Annotated in this window: 13 protein-coding genes and 1 other RNA gene; 4 read left to right on the forward strand and 10 right to left on the reverse strand. The window is 66.7% G+C overall.

Annotated elements, in window-relative coordinates; translation table 11 throughout:
- Nucleotides 1-179: 179 nt before the first annotated feature.
- From fis to KWO_RS02595, 3 genes are all read right to left on the reverse strand, one after another.
- A complete protein-coding gene (fis, locus tag KWO_RS02580) occupies nt 180-452 on the reverse strand; it encodes a DNA-binding transcriptional regulator Fis (RefSeq protein ID WP_002804983.1) in 273 nt (90 codons plus the stop codon).
- A 104-nt stretch (nt 453-556) separates the two neighbouring features.
- Complete coding sequence (locus tag KWO_RS23350) at nt 557-1,843, reverse strand: DUF3426 domain-containing protein (RefSeq protein WP_425526967.1); 1,287 nt, start codon at nt 1,841-1,843, stop codon at nt 557-559.
- A 417-nt stretch (nt 1,844-2,260) separates the two neighbouring features.
- Nucleotides 2,261-2,638 carry a helix-turn-helix domain-containing protein gene (locus KWO_RS02595; protein WP_010368130.1) on the reverse strand — a complete coding sequence of 126 codons (378 nt, stop codon included), beginning with the start codon at nt 2,636-2,638 and terminating at the stop codon, nt 2,261-2,263.
- A 143-nt stretch (nt 2,639-2,781) separates the two neighbouring features.
- Here KWO_RS02595 and KWO_RS02600 point away from each other — a divergent pair, with 143 nt between their 5' ends.
- Both KWO_RS02600 and KWO_RS02605 read left to right on the forward strand, forming a co-directional pair.
- Complete coding sequence (locus KWO_RS02600; protein ID WP_010368131.1) at nt 2,782-3,291, forward strand: hypothetical protein; 510 nt, start codon at nt 2,782-2,784, stop codon at nt 3,289-3,291.
- 62 nt (nt 3,292-3,353) lie between these two features.
- Nucleotides 3,354-3,430, forward strand: a non-coding RNA gene (locus KWO_RS02605) — sX9 sRNA.
- A gap of 3 nt (nt 3,431-3,433) precedes the next feature.
- Here the strand turns inward: KWO_RS02605 and prmA are convergent.
- Nucleotides 3,434-4,366: a 50S ribosomal protein L11 methyltransferase gene (gene prmA, locus KWO_RS02610; RefSeq protein WP_010379477.1), complete on the reverse strand. Its 933-nt coding sequence runs from the start codon at nt 4,364-4,366 to the stop codon at nt 3,434-3,436.
- Between the two features lie 607 nt (nt 4,367-4,973).
- Between prmA and KWO_RS02620 the strand changes: the two genes are divergently transcribed.
- Both KWO_RS02620 and KWO_RS02625 read left to right on the forward strand, forming a co-directional pair.
- Nucleotides 4,974-5,903, forward strand: coding sequence for a hypothetical protein (locus tag KWO_RS02620; protein WP_017113285.1), 930 nt, complete (start codon nt 4,974-4,976; stop codon nt 5,901-5,903).
- Nucleotides 5,900-6,265: a hypothetical protein gene (locus KWO_RS02625; RefSeq protein ID WP_010368136.1), complete on the forward strand. Its 366-nt coding sequence runs from the start codon at nt 5,900-5,902 to the stop codon at nt 6,263-6,265. The genes KWO_RS02620 and KWO_RS02625 overlap by 4 nt, the downstream gene beginning before the upstream one ends.
- Before the next feature lie 352 nt (nt 6,266-6,617).
- Here the strand turns inward: KWO_RS02625 and accC are convergent, their stop codons facing one another.
- The 6 genes from accC to cutA form a co-directional block, all read right to left on the reverse strand.
- On the reverse strand, nt 6,618-7,985 hold the full coding sequence (accC, locus tag KWO_RS02630; RefSeq protein WP_010368143.1) for an acetyl-CoA carboxylase biotin carboxylase subunit: 1,368 nt from the start codon (nt 7,983-7,985) through the stop codon (nt 6,618-6,620).
- Between the two features lie 77 nt (nt 7,986-8,062).
- Complete coding sequence (locus KWO_RS02635; RefSeq protein WP_227479776.1) at nt 8,063-8,431, reverse strand: four helix bundle protein; 369 nt, start codon at nt 8,429-8,431, stop codon at nt 8,063-8,065.
- A gap of 16 nt (nt 8,432-8,447) precedes the next feature.
- A complete protein-coding gene (gene accB, locus KWO_RS02640; RefSeq protein ID WP_010368146.1) occupies nt 8,448-8,933 on the reverse strand; it encodes an acetyl-CoA carboxylase biotin carboxyl carrier protein in 486 nt (161 codons plus the stop codon).
- 98 nt (nt 8,934-9,031) lie between these two features.
- A complete protein-coding gene (gene aroQ / locus KWO_RS02645) occupies nt 9,032-9,478 on the reverse strand; it encodes a type II 3-dehydroquinate dehydratase (RefSeq protein WP_010368147.1) in 447 nt (148 codons plus the stop codon).
- An 839-nt stretch (nt 9,479-10,317) separates the two neighbouring features.
- Nucleotides 10,318-12,645 carry a protein-disulfide reductase DsbD family protein gene (locus KWO_RS02650; RefSeq protein ID WP_010368151.1) on the reverse strand — a complete coding sequence of 776 codons (2,328 nt, stop codon included), beginning with the start codon at nt 12,643-12,645 and terminating at the stop codon, nt 10,318-10,320.
- 5 nt (nt 12,646-12,650) lie between these two features.
- Nucleotides 12,651-12,983 carry a divalent-cation tolerance protein CutA gene (gene cutA, locus KWO_RS02655; protein WP_010379502.1) on the reverse strand — a complete coding sequence of 111 codons (333 nt, stop codon included), beginning with the start codon at nt 12,981-12,983 and terminating at the stop codon, nt 12,651-12,653.
- Between the last annotated feature and the right edge of the window lie 190 nt (nt 12,984-13,173).

Here is a 13,173-nt window from a genome sequence, read left to right on the forward strand (position 1 = left end):
CAATATGTGCCGCGCGAAGACTGCGATGTGCAGCGTCGAACCCGCGCTGCGCGTCTCGGCCAACAACGGCGTTCAGCCGCCCATGATGCTGACCCGTATCCACTCACGCTTGACTGGGACCTCAGTGCTCACGACCTCTCGCTGCAGCACGCTTTTGCGATTCCCGATTCGATTCCCGCTTACGTCAGCCCGTACTCTTTGAGCTTCTTGCGCAAGGTCGCCCGGTGGATGCCCAGCATCGCCGCGGCGCGGCTCTGGTTGCCTTCGCAGTGGTTGAGCACTTCGACGAACAGCGGGATCTCCATTTCGCGCAGCACGATTTCATACACGTCGTCCGCGTCGCTGCCGTCCAGGTCGCGCAGATAACGGCGAACGGACTGTGCCACGTGTTCGCGCAGAGGCGACTTCGGGGCGCCACGACTGGTGTCAGGACGAGAGGGGGCTGCGTTCAAAGGAGGTTCCCAGTGTCACGAAGCCGGGACGCGTGGCCGGCGAGGGGAGTGAGTCTAGCGCGTGACCTCATCGCTCGCCACGCCCATGTGGCGGTCGCGCCCGCTCAGCGGAAGTCGAAACTGAAGGCAGCCGTGCTCGCAGCCGGTTCGCGCACCCGGAACGCCACGTGCACTGCTTGCCCCGGCGCCAGCGCGTCCTGCGCAGCCGGCGACTGGCCCAGATAGTCCTGCGGCGACAGGATGCGGGTGCCGATCACCCGGCCGTCGGCATCGGACAGCGACAGCTGCAGCCACGGCCAGGCCTGCGCCCAGCGTGCGTCGTTGCGGAAGCTGACCTGGATCTGCAATCCCCCCGCCACACCCGGCAGCGGGCGCACGTCGCGGTTGAGCAGGGTCAGTGCCTCCGGCTCGCGCCAGGCAGGCAATGTGCAGCGCGCCAGCGTACAGGCTGCGCTGGCCAGCGGACGCCAGCGCGGGCTGGTGGCCAAATGCGCGCGGTCGGCGATGACGATCTGCAAGCCGAGCAGGCCCACCAGCCCGACCAACAGCGCCCATTGGCCCCCACTGGCGCGCAGCCGCGGCCGGGTGATGCCACGCTGCGCAAAGGCGGGCGCAGCCAGGGCGGGAGCGGGCAGGGGCTGCATTTGTAAAGGTGGGGGACGGGTCTGCGCGCGACCTGCATCGAACTGCGCGTCTTCGCCTGCCAATGCGTTGGCTGCACCTACCTCGTTGGCTGGCGGGTCGAGAGGGCTGGAGGGGCAGTCCAGGTGAGACGGGCCTTCGGGTGTGCTCGCCGCCCGCTCGCTGCCGCTGGTGTCGGCTTGCGTTGCGGCTGCCGCCGTTGCCACAGGCGCTGCGGATCCCGCAGGCGCTGCTGCCGCTGCGGTTGGCGCCTCGCGCGCGGTCGTTTCTGCCAGCGCCCTCGGCGTGCCCGGCGCATTCCGAGACGGCAGGTCTGCATGCGCTGATGCACGCAGCGCGTGTTGCTGCGCTGAATTCAACGGGCCAGGTGCAGTCCGCGCGGTTGGGTTCTGGAGGGCGTCATCGGTCGCGGCATTGATCGGGGCAAGCCCGTCATCGCCTATGTGGGCATCGGGGGCGGCCGACACCGAGCGAGGTGGATCGTCCATCGCATCAGCGACTCGTCCGGCCACGGGCGCGGTCGCCGAGGCGGACGGCATCGCGCCACCGGGCGCGGGCAGTTGCGCCCCGCCGGGCACTGGCGCCTGGAAACCATCCTGCCCGGGCGTGCCCGTTGCGCGATGCGGCAACGGAGCTACCGCGGCAGCAGGCGATGGCACGCGCGGCGCGGGAAGCGCGCTCACCTCGGGCGGTGTTGCCGGCGGCGCCGTAGAGCCTGGGGCCGGCGTGGCCTGCTCCAACGACTCCATAGGCGGAGCCCCCGGGGTCGGAACCAGCGGCGGAGCAGCCGGCGTCGCACGCAGGAACGTGGCCAGGGGGGCGGCGCGGTGGCGGAGTCTCGGACATCGGCAGGCGTGCAGCGGGAAGACCGCTATTCAACCACGCGCAGGTCCAAGGGCGAACCCTGGCCAACCGCGTGCGGTCAACCCTAGGTAATTGCCCCAACCCCAGTGGTAATGACTTCGTCCACGTCCACGTCCGCGCTAACGCCGCCCACGCAGCACGCCGCTGATGTCCGCGGCAACGACGCCCACCCCAGTCAGCAAGCGAATCCCGGCCAGGCTCGGCTAACAATCAGGAAGCCGCAGCCAGCGAATCATCCCCGTGGAAAATCAGCCTCGGCAATGCCAGCTCGGCGAATCCCGATCCCGATCCGATTCCCCAACTCACCGCCTGCGCCGCGTTTTTCCCTCGGCCAACAACAGATCCAGCAGGCCGCTGCGCTGGCGCGGTGCCAGGGTGTCGAAGCGCATCAGCAGCACGCGTTGCTGGTCATCCAGGCGGCGATATTGCGCTGGCTCTTCGGCAATGGCCGAGACCGGCGGGCCGAACACGCGGTCGCCGCGGCCGGTGGCCAGGTATTCGAACGTCATGCCGCTGCGCTTGGCCAGGCCGATCAGGTTCTCCACCGATGGCGCGGTGCCTTCGGCCATTTCCCATTGCGCCACGGCGCTGCGGGTGACACCCAGCTCGCCAGCCAGGGCTTCCTGGGTCAGCTTGGTGAGGCTGCGGGCTTCGCGTACTCGTTCGTACAGCTTGCTCACACGGCACCGTTGGAAAGCAGGCAGGGCCGGGAGGTATAGCCCTAGCAGCGCCTTGAGATAGTTCGTATGCCTTTCATATTGCAATATGTTTGCGATACTGTCGCGCAGCCAGTGATGACCCGATCACAGCGAACTCAAGGAGGATGTTCATGGTCGAGCCTGCCGATTCGAAACCCGATCCGCATGCACGCAGCCCGCCCTCGCGCTCGGCGCCTCCACATGCGCCATGGCCTGCGCATTCGCCACTGGACCCAGCGGCAAACCGCTTTCGTGGTGCGGCCAGGTATCAGATCTGGCGGCGCGGCGCCAGATGGACCGCAGTCGCCGAGGGTCCGCAATGGTCGGCCGCGCTGGCGCCACGGCTCTGGGCGCTGCGGGAGCGGCACTGGTGGCTGCTGGCGGTGAGTGGGCCAATGGTTGCCATCGCCGGCGCGCTGGCGCTTGCCGGTGCACAGGCATGGTCGCCCGCGGCCTGGGCGGCGCTGCTGGTGGCCGAGGTGGTGCTGCGGGTGTGCGTGGCCTGGCGGGCCGGGCAGTGGCGCACGGCGGCCCTGCAACGCACCGGCTGGCAGCCAGTGACCTGGCTGCGGGCGATCAGTCGTGCCGATGCGGTGACCACTGCGCAGATCCGCGCCGGCCGGCCGCCGCGCTAGCTGGTGCGGCTGATAAGAACTACGCAGCCGCCAAGTGGGCGTGGCCGGTGCTCGGAACCGGCATGTACCACGCGGATACTGCGGTTCTGAGCGCGCCGCCCGCGCCCACCTGACGCCTGCTCGCGATGGGTTGTTAGCCCATCTAGGTGCCGGATGTGGCGCGACGCACGCCTTCGATGCGCATCCATTCGTCGTCGCGTTCGCAGCGCAGTTGCTCGAACCAGGGAGCGTAACGTTCCAGCAATTCGTCTTCCTGGCCGTGCAGGATCCCCGACAACGCAATCCGTCCGCCCGGAACCACGCGCGCAGCCAGGGTGTCGGCCAGGCTATCCAGTGCCGACGCCAGGATGTTGGCCACCACCACCTGGTAGGTCTGCACCGGCTCGTCCTGCGGCATGTACACCGCCAACTGCGCTTCCAGATCGTTGCGTTGCGCATTGTCGGCGGTGGCCAGCAGCGCCTGCGGGTCATAGTCCACGCCGACCGCGCGGCTGGCGCCCAGCTTCAGCGCGGCGATCGCAAGAATGCCCGAGCCACAGCCGAAATCGAGCACGCTGCGGCCCTGCAGCTCATCGCTGACGGCCAGGCTGTCCAGCCAGCGCAGGCATAGCGCCGTGGTCTGATGCGTGCCCGAACCGTAGGCCAGGCCCGGATCCAGCCGCACCACGGCAGCGTCCGGGGCGTTGGCAGCTTCAGGCAGGTCTTGATTCCACGGCACGATAAACGTGCGCGCGCCGAACTGCATCGGTTTGAACAGGTCGATCCAGGCGCGGATCCAGTCGCTGTCTTCGACCATGCGAAATCCCACCTGGCTCCAGTCCAGGCCCGGGTCGAAGGCTTCCAGTGCCGCCAGCACCACCAGCGCGTCGCTGGCGCCATCGAACAGCGCAGTCATGGTCAGCCGGTCCCACAGCGGCATTTCGCCCACGCCGGGTTCGAGTAGCGCGCGCTCGTTGCTGGTGTCGGCATCGGCGTCGAGCATGGTCACCGCCAGTGCGCCGACGTCGTCCAGCGCATTCTGGAAACGGGGCAGGGTGACCTCGGAGCAGGAAAGGGTCAGTTCAAGAAGCGGCATCGTGTTGGTCGGGCAATTCGAAAGCACGCATCGTAGACCATTCGTACCGGCATGCCTGCGCGCTGCGCGGGTCGGCCGCAATGCTGCCGCGACGCGCGCGGTTGAGTGCTCCGCCCACATCGCAACAACATGGCAATCCCGTCACGCAGCGTCGGGAACGCCGAGATCGGCCACCGTGTTCGGCCAACGGAAGATGATCCAGACTGGCAGTGGCACGCTGCGAGTGCAGCGCAAGGCAGGCGTGGTGATGCGCCAAACGGCAGACTCGGCCCACGAAGATCGCTTCGAAATGTGCTGCCGCCGGATACCAAATCCGCGAAGGTCAACCCGGCAACGCGCAATTGATCCACCAGGGCATCCAACCACTAAGCCATCAAGCGGCGACCAACCAATCAACCAACACCACGACAACCAACGCACAGCCCACAGCGCAACCAAATGCCTGCAGCGCGCTACTCACCTGCAGTCCGCGCAGGCCGTCACCGCATGTTTTGCCCTCTGGCGATCTACGCCGGCAGCGTCTGCTTGGCGGCGGTCTTGTGCACATGCGAGTGCTAGACTCCGCGCCGTCGCTGCGGGTGTTTCCGCAGCAGGGTCGCCGCTCTTCATGCCGCTTGCTCGTGCCCGCCATCTCTGGCTGCTGCTCGCTCCCGCTGCGTTTGCGGCGGCCACGTGGTGGCATGTGCGCGCGCAGCCGGCCGAGCATGCCCGCGACCGGGCGGTTCCGGTTGCCGCACACGTGACCCAGGTCGGTGACACCGCACCGCAGCCGCTCGTAGTGAAAGAGCACGGCACGGCACTCCAGCTGTCACACCGCGATGCGGTGGAAGCGCAACCGGATCTGTATCACTACGCGCAGCAATTGCAGCAGAAGGTGCGCGCCGGCGATGCACAGGCCGGGTGGCGGTTGAGCCGTGTCTACGATTACTGCGCGCCCTATGCGGCCAGCCCGTCCGGCTACGCCGCCGACAGCGCATGGCTCGCCGCGCAGCGCACCCCAGGTGTGGTGGCGATGCATGCCGCACGCGAGCGCGTGGCGCAGCGCTGCGCTGGTTTTGCCCCCACTGATGGACTGAGCTCGCGCGTGGTGGCGCAGCAACGCCAGGACGCGGCGCGCGCTGGCAGCCTGGCTGCCGAGGCCGCCATGCTGGCGCTGGGCGAACCGTTGCACGCCTGGCCCGGCTACAAGCGCGCGCTGGTGCAACGCGTGCTGGCCTCGCGCGATCCAGAGGCCTATCTGGCCCTGGCCCCGGCCATGGGCGCGCGCGCCAGCGGCGACGATAGCCTTCAAGGCTATGTGGCTGGCGATCAATTCGCCGAGCTGGCCTGGCAAGTGGCCGCATGCCGGCTGGGGCTGGATTGCAGCGCCGACAGCACCTTGGTCACCAGTTATTGCGCCAACGCGGGCATCTGCTCGCGCGATAGCGCACAGGATTTTGTGTCGTTCGTATTCGATGCCGCGGTGCCGCGGCAGGGAGCAGACAGGGTGGATGAGATGGTCGATACATTGGTCTCCGATCCGGGAGCGCAGTCATGAATTACCGTCGATTGGTGCATGGCGCCAAGTTCTGGTTATGGGTTGCGTTATTCGTGGCGTATTCGGCGGCGGCAGTGAGCATCGTGATGATCGATACCGCCGATCACCGCTACCAGCCGCTGTCGGTGAAGTCCACCAGCATCACTACCGACGAACAGCAGCGACGACATGGCGCAAGCCAGGTTGCTGCGGTCTACCGCGCCAGTAGCGCGATGCCGTTTTCCACCTTGCCTGCCGGCTCGACCTTTCAGGTGGTGTGGCCGGACGGCTCCACCGAAACCATGACCGTGGTCGACCCGTCGTCGGCCAGCGGCATCGTGCCGGTGCCGGGTAGCCAGCAGGGGCCTGCGCCGCGGCGCTGAGCGGTGCAGCGTGTCGATAGGGTCGCGGTCGCTGCGGATCCGGTAGCGTAGGCGGCAACGGTGGGGACGCACTGCCGCAGCTCAGCCACTCTCTCTTGCAGACGATCAAAGACCTGCACATCGGATCCGGCGCTGACGTGCGCCATCCAGGCCTCGAACCCTCGGATTCAGTAGGAGCGCGACCGGGCTCTATCAATAAAGCCTGGTCGCGCCCGGGTGCGCTCCTACGCATGGACCGGCTGGCTTGCAGGGCTGACGGCGTGACGCAATGTCGGCGCGATGCGCCGGGGAGCAACGAAAAAGCCCGGTTTCCCGGGCTTTTTCTTATTCGTCGATGCAACAGCAAGCGCGATCAGGTCAACGCAATCGACTTGTTCTTGCGCTCGGCCAGGCGTTTTTCCAGGTAGTGGATGTTCTGTCCGCCGGCCTGGAAGCCCTTGTCGCGCATGATGCGCTGCTGCAGCGGGATATTGGTCTTGATGCCGTCCACCACCATTTCGCTCAGCGCCACGCGCATGCGCGCAATCGCAGTTTCGCGATCCGGGCCGTGCACGATCAGCTTGCCGATCATGGAATCGTAATTCGGCGGCACCTTGTACCCTGCATAGATGTGCGTATCCACGCGCACGCCCGGGCCACCCGGCGGATGGAAGGCGGTGATCAAGCCCGGATTCGGCATGAAGGTTTCCGGATCCTCGGCATTGATGCGGCATTCGATCGCATGCCCGCGCAGCACGATGTCGCTCTGCTTGATGCTCAGCTTGTGGCCGGCAGCGATGCGCAGCTGTTCGCAGACCAGGTCAATACCGGTGATGCGTTCTGTCACCGGATGCTCCACCTGGATACGCGTGTTCATTTCGATGAAGTAGAAACTCCCGTTTTCGAACAGGAATTCGAAGGTGCCGGCGCCGCGGTAACCGATGCGAATGCACGCATCCACGCAGACCTTGCCGATCTGGTTGCGCAGTTCTTCGGTGATGCCCGGTGCCGGCGCTTCTTCCACCACTTTCTGATGGCGACGCTGCATCGAACAATCGCGTTCGCCCAGATGGATCGCACCGCCCTGGCCGTCGGCAAGGACCTGGATCTCCACGTGGCGCGGATTTTCCAGGAACTTCTCCATGTAGACCTGATCGTTGCTGAAAGCGGCCTTGGCTTCGGACTTGGTGGTTTCGATGGCGGCCTTCAGCGCCGCCTCCGAATGCACCACGCGCATGCCGCGGCCGCCGCCGCCGCCGGCGGCCTTGATGATGACCGGGTAGCCGATCTCGCGGGCGATCTTGGTGTTGGCGACGATGTCCTCGCCCAGCGGGCCGCCCGAACCGGGCACGCACGGCACGCCGGCGGCCTTCATTGCGCGGATCGCTTCCACCTTGTCGCCCATCAGGCGGATGGTGTCGGCTTTGGGACCGATGAAGATGAAGCCGGATTGCTCCACGCGCTCGGCAAAATCGGCGTTTTCCGACAGGAAACCGTAGCCGGGATGGATGGCCTGCGCATCGGTCACCTCGGCCGCGGCGATCAACGCCGGGATGTTGAGATAACTATCGCTGGAGGCGGCTGGGCCGATACACACCGACTCATCGGCCATGGCCACGTGCTTGAGGTTACGGTCGACCGTGGAATGCACCGCGACCGTGCGGATGCCGAGCGTGTGGCACGCGCGCAGGATGCGCAGCGCGATTTCACCTCGGTTGGCGATGACGACTTTATCGAGCATGGGAATAGGGAGTCGAGAATGGGGAATGGGTAGAAGCGGGCATCATGGTGCGGCTCCACGTCTGCGTAAGGCATTCATCAATGCGGTGAGCTTGGCGAAGACCTGGTCGACCTGCTGGCTGCTGGCTGCTGGCTGACGATGTCTTCGTCTTCGGTGTTGCGATAGCCCAGTCGTACGGCGATCTGGACCTGTGTATCCAGTTCGGAGAGCGAGCCGCGCGCAATCGAGAGAAACCGCGCGTAATCGGGAGTTGAACGTCGCGCCGCACCTTCGGCGATATTCGACGGGACGCTGATGGCCGCACGGCGCAGTTGCGCCCTCAGACCATAGCGTTCCTGCTCGGGAAAGACCTCGGTGAACCGATAGATCATTTCCACAAGCTCCATGGAGTCGCGCCAGGCCTCCAGGCGTTCATGAGGCCGCTTTGCCGATTCCCGATTTTCCACTCCCGATTCCCGGCTCTCAGCCAATCACAAACAGCGGCTGATCGAATTCCACCGGCTGGCCGGTTTCGCCAAGGATGGCGACGATGGTGCCGGCGGCGTCGGCTTCGATGGGGTTGAACATCTTCATCGCTTCGATGATCGCCAGGGTGTCGCCGACCTTGACCTGCTGGCCCACGGTGACGAAGGCCGGCTTGTCGGGCGAGGGCGAGGTGTAGAACGTGCCGACCATCGGTGCGCGCAGCACGTGGCCTTCCGGCAGTGCGGCGGCCTGCTTGGCGCCGCCGGTGGAGGCTTCGGTGGGCGATTGCATCGGCATGGTGGCCGCAGCCGGCACCTGCGCGGCGGGGGCCGGGGCGTACTGCTGCACCGGAGGGCTCATCATCGCTGTGCCCTTGGGCACGCGCGCCAGACGTACGCTTTCTTCGCCTTCCTTGATCTCGATTTCGGCGAGATTGGATTCTTCGAGCAGGTCGATCAGTTTCTTGATTTTGCGGAGATCCATAAGGGCCTCTGGAAGTGAAACGGTGGGGAGTGCCGGCGGATGCTGGCGGGAATGGGGTCAGGATGCCGGCGTGCTGGCCGGGGGCGGTGCTGCAGGTGTCATGCGTCGCGCTCCAGGCGCGCGATCACCGCTTCCAGCGCCAGCCGGTAGCTGTCTGCGCCGAAGCCGCAGATCACGCCGTCGGCCTTGTCGCTGAGATAGCTGTGGTGCCGGAACGGCTCGCGCGCATGCGGATTGGACAGATGGATTTCCACAAACGGCAGCCCAACGGCGAGCAGCGCGTCGCGCAGCGCCACCGAGGTATGGGTGAAGGCAGCCGGGTTGATCAGGATGTAGGCAGTGCCGTCCTCGCGCGCAGCGTGGATGCGCTCCACCAGCACGTGCTCGGCATTGGACTGCAGGCAGTCCAGCGCGTGCCCGGCCGCTTGCGCGCGGTCCACCAGGGCCGCATCGATCTGCGCCAGCGTGGTACGCCCGTAGACGTCCGGCTCGCGGGCGCCGAGCAGGTTGAGGTTGGGGCCATGCAACAGCAGCAGATGGGCCATGGTATCCGGAAGAGCGCAAAGGCCGGAAGTCTGCGCGATGTCGCCGATGCTGTCCAGTTCGACGAACTTAAGCCTGTTTAAAACGATCGTTTTAAATTTTTAAATGGTTTTGCCGAGGGCCTAACGGCGGCGGGCGTCCGTGCGCCGGAGGTCCTAGCGCCGGCTGAATGGGCGCCAAGTCCATGCGAGCAGGGCATGCAGGTTGCCGAACTCATCCGGTGCGCAGCGGTGACGTGCGGGCCGAGGGATGTGCCGGTGCGGGCACGGCAACGCTGGGTTCGCGGCTGCCTGCATCCTCCACTGTCGGGCGTCACAATGTTGTGCCGTTGGCAGCAGTTCGGTAAGTGCCGGCTTTTTCGCAGCCGGAGGGACCTCGAGGTGACGATGCAACACGTGGCGAGGTGCATTTCGCGTGGCGATCTAGGTTCCAAAAACGTGGCGCCAGGCCGGACGAGGCCGGCCCGGCGGATGCGGCGCGAGCAGCGCTATGGAACCCATCGGCCGCGATGATTCATGCAGCTGTCCGCTGTGCAGTTCACCGCGGTTGTCACCGTTGGCGCGTATCGCGGGTATCGATGCATCGCAGGCGTCAGCTGGATCGAATGGGCGACTCATCGCGCAGCTGGCCGCAGCGCATCCCAGATGGTGGCACCGGCAGCAACGCCTGCAGACCGCTAGCGTTGCGCCGGGACCATAGCGCGCCAGATGGACCAAGCCAGCGCCTCAACGCGCAGCAAGCCGTTCTTCGATAACGGCGCGGTCTACACAGTTTTAGCAGGACTTCCAGCGCAGCACCTGGGCCGTCGATCAAGCGCCAGTGACTGCACCGACGTCGCGTCTCACCGCGCAGCGCGCAGCAAGGCATCCTCGGTAATCGCGCCGGTCAGCACGGTCGGCAGGATCGCTGGTGGGGCGCCGGGGCCGTAGACCACGTAGAGCGGCACGCCGACGGCCTGGTGCTGGTCCAGGAAGGTGCTGATGGCAGGGTCGACATTGGTCCAGTCGCCTTTCATGTAGACCGCATCCACGCGGCGCAGTGCATCGCGGAATTCGGCGCTGCTCAGCACGTTCTTTTCGTTGGCCTTGCAGGTCACGCACCAATCGGCGGTCATGTTGACGAAGACCACGCGGTTGTCGGCGCGCAGGCGGTCCAGCAGCTGCGGCGAGAACGCCACCACGCCCTCGGCCGCAGTGGCCGCCGGCAGGCTCAGGCGCGTTACCGCCACTACCGGCACCAGCGCCAGCACCAGCATCGCCGTGGCTAGGCCCATGCCCAGGCGGTGGCTCTTCCAGCGGCTGCGCTCGAAGCACCACAGCCCCAGGGCGAGCAGGGTAGCGCCGACCAGCATCAGGGCCAGCGCATCCACGCCACGCTGCTTGCCCAAGACCCACAGCAGCCAGATCGCGGTGAGATACATCGGGAACGCCAACACCTGCTTGAGCGTTTCCATCCACGCGCCGGGGGTGGGCAGGCGCCGCGCCAGCGAGGGCACGAAGCCGATCAGCAGGAATGGCAGCGCCAGCCCCAGGCCCAGCGCCAGGAACACCAGCATCGCCAGCAGCGCGGGTGCGGTGAACGCGTAGGCCAGCGCGGTGCCCATGAATGGCGCGATGCAGGGGCTGGCGACCACGCAGGCCAGCACGCCGGTGAAGAAGTCGCCCAGGGGGCCGTTACGCGCGGCCAGCGACTGACCGATGCCGCCCAGGTTGGTGCCCAGGGTGAACACGCCCGACAGGCTCAGCCCCACTGCGAACATCAGGTACGCCAGCGCGGCTACGAACCATGGCTGCTGCAGCTGGAAGCCCCAGCCGGCGGCCTGCCCGGCGGCGCGCAAGCCGATCACCAGCCCGCCGATGGCGGCGAAAGACACCAGCACGCCCAGCGAGTACCAGATGGCGTGGCTGCGCGCATGGCCGCGGCTCTCGCCGCTATGCGCCAGCCCCAGTACCTTCAGCGACAGGATCGGCAGCACGCACGGCATCAGGTTGAGCACCAGCCCGCCAATTAGCGCCAGCACCAGCATGCCCAGCAGGCCCTTGTCGGTATGGGGCGGCGGGGTGCGCTCCGGATTGCCGGCCGAGGCGTCGGCAACTGGGCCGGCAGCACCGACGGGGGCCGCAGCGGGCGCGGGTTCGACCGGCACCTGGTCAGCGGCCAGCGGCGAAATCATCAATGGCGCGGCCTGCGCCTGGTTCTGCGGCGACACCATGCCGGCCGGCACATCGAGGGCGACGCGGCGGGTCATCGGCGGGTAGCAGATGCCGTCGGTCTGGCAGCCCTGGAAAGTGGCCACCAGGGTGACATGGGCCGGATCAGGTTTATCGCGCAGCAGCGGCAAGGTCACTTCGGCCTGGTCGAAATACACCACCACATCGCCGAAATGTTCGTCGCGGTGGGCCTTGCCCTGCGGCCAGCGCGGCAACCCGGTGCGCAGGCCGCTAGCGCCTTCCACTGCCAGCGAGGTCCGGTCGCGGTAGATGTAATAGCCCGGCGCCGGGGTGAAGCGCAGCAGCAGGCTGTTGCCGTCGCCGACGATGGCTTCGAAGTTGAAGGCTTGCTCGGCCGGCAGCGGCAGCGCGTCCACGCCGGCGGTCTGGCCGGGGGCACCGAACAGGCGCGGGCCGGCGGCGTTGCGCGGCACCAGCGCGCCCAGGTTTTCGCGTTGCGGGGCGGTGCCAGGCGCCCCTGCTGACGCGGCGGCGGGCAGGTTGACGCGAATCTCGCGCCGCTGCGGCGGGTAGCACACGCCAGCGTCGGCGCAACCTTGGTATTGCACCTGCAGGACGGCGGTCTGCACGGCCGGGTCGGCCTTGCCGGCCAGGGTGGCCTGCAGTTGCTTGCGGTAGGTCTGCACCTGGCCGAAGAACTCGTCGTGCTTGCTCTCGCCTTCCGGCAGCGCCAGTTCGCCGGCAGCAAACCCCTGCCCGGACTTGACGCTGATGCGGTGGCGATACAGGTAATAACCTGGCGCGATCTTCCAGTTCAGCGCGATACGGTCGCGGCTGTCGGCGGTGGCGCTCAACGCAAAAGCCTGGTCTACCGGCAGCAGATCGGCTTCGCTCACCGCCGCCTGTGCGGGGGCGGGGGCCAGCACCGCCAGCGGCGCGGCGAACAAGGGGGCAGCCAATAACGCGCAGCGGGCGATCCAGCGGGACAGAGACTTCATGGACGTCAGGATTCCTTGCGGGTTTCGGCCCGGACCCAATCGAAATACGCCGGCAGCCCGGCGCTGGTTTGGACAGCGACCGCTTCCGGCAGTTCATACGGATGCAAGGCCTGCAGCCGCGCGATGGCGTCGGGCAGGCGGTCGTCCCAGGTTTTGATCAGCAACTGCACTTCGGTGCTGCGCGCGATCGCACCATTCCAGCGGTACAGCGATTGCGCGCCAGGCAGTTGGGTGACGCACGCCGCCAGCCGTTCTTCAAGCAAGGCGTGCGCGATGCGATCGGCGCTGTCTGCATCCGGGCAGGTGCTGAATAACAAATGGAGGGAAGGTGCGCTCATCTGACCCGGCAGTGTAATCCCCTGTCTGCAGGGGATCGACCGCCGATTCCGAAACAAGACGTTTAACTTGGTGGCCTCAAGTTGAGGCGCCTTGCTTGAGCGGCCCACAGCCGCCCGCCCTGCCCTGCGTTATTGCTGGGTGGCTGTTGCAGCCGCCGTGCACAACGGGTGGCGTGGAACAAGGGAATTG

It is taken from the genome of Xanthomonas vasicola pv. musacearum NCPPB 4379 (assembly GCF_000277895.2).
Taxonomy (GTDB): domain Bacteria; phylum Pseudomonadota; class Gammaproteobacteria; order Xanthomonadales; family Xanthomonadaceae; genus Xanthomonas; species Xanthomonas vasicola.

Coding starts and splice junctions, on each gene's coding strand:
- KWO_RS23350 (WP_425526967.1), bottom strand. CDS start 1,843: ATGGAGTCGTTGGAGCAGGCCACGCCGGCCCCAGGCTCTACGGCGCCG.
- KWO_RS02600 (WP_010368131.1), top strand. CDS start 2,782: ATGTTCATGGTCGAGCCTGCCGATTCGAAACCCGATCCGCATGCACGC.
- prmA (WP_010379477.1), bottom strand. CDS start 4,366: ATGCCGCTTCTTGAACTGACCCTTTCCTGCTCCGAGGTCACCCTGCCC.
- KWO_RS02620 (WP_017113285.1), top strand. CDS start 4,974: ATGCCGCTTGCTCGTGCCCGCCATCTCTGGCTGCTGCTCGCTCCCGCT.
- KWO_RS02625 (WP_010368136.1), top strand. CDS start 5,900: ATGAATTACCGTCGATTGGTGCATGGCGCCAAGTTCTGGTTATGGGTT.
- accC (WP_010368143.1), bottom strand. CDS start 7,985: ATGCTCGATAAAGTCGTCATCGCCAACCGAGGTGAAATCGCGCTGCGC.
- accB (WP_010368146.1), bottom strand. CDS start 8,933: ATGGATCTCCGCAAAATCAAGAAACTGATCGACCTGCTCGAAGAATCC.
- aroQ (WP_010368147.1), bottom strand. CDS start 9,478: ATGGCCCATCTGCTGCTGTTGCATGGCCCCAACCTCAACCTGCTCGGC.
- KWO_RS02650 (WP_010368151.1), bottom strand. CDS start 12,645: ATGAAGTCTCTGTCCCGCTGGATCGCCCGCTGCGCGTTATTGGCTGCC.
- cutA (WP_010379502.1), bottom strand. CDS start 12,983: ATGAGCGCACCTTCCCTCCATTTGTTATTCAGCACCTGCCCGGATGCA.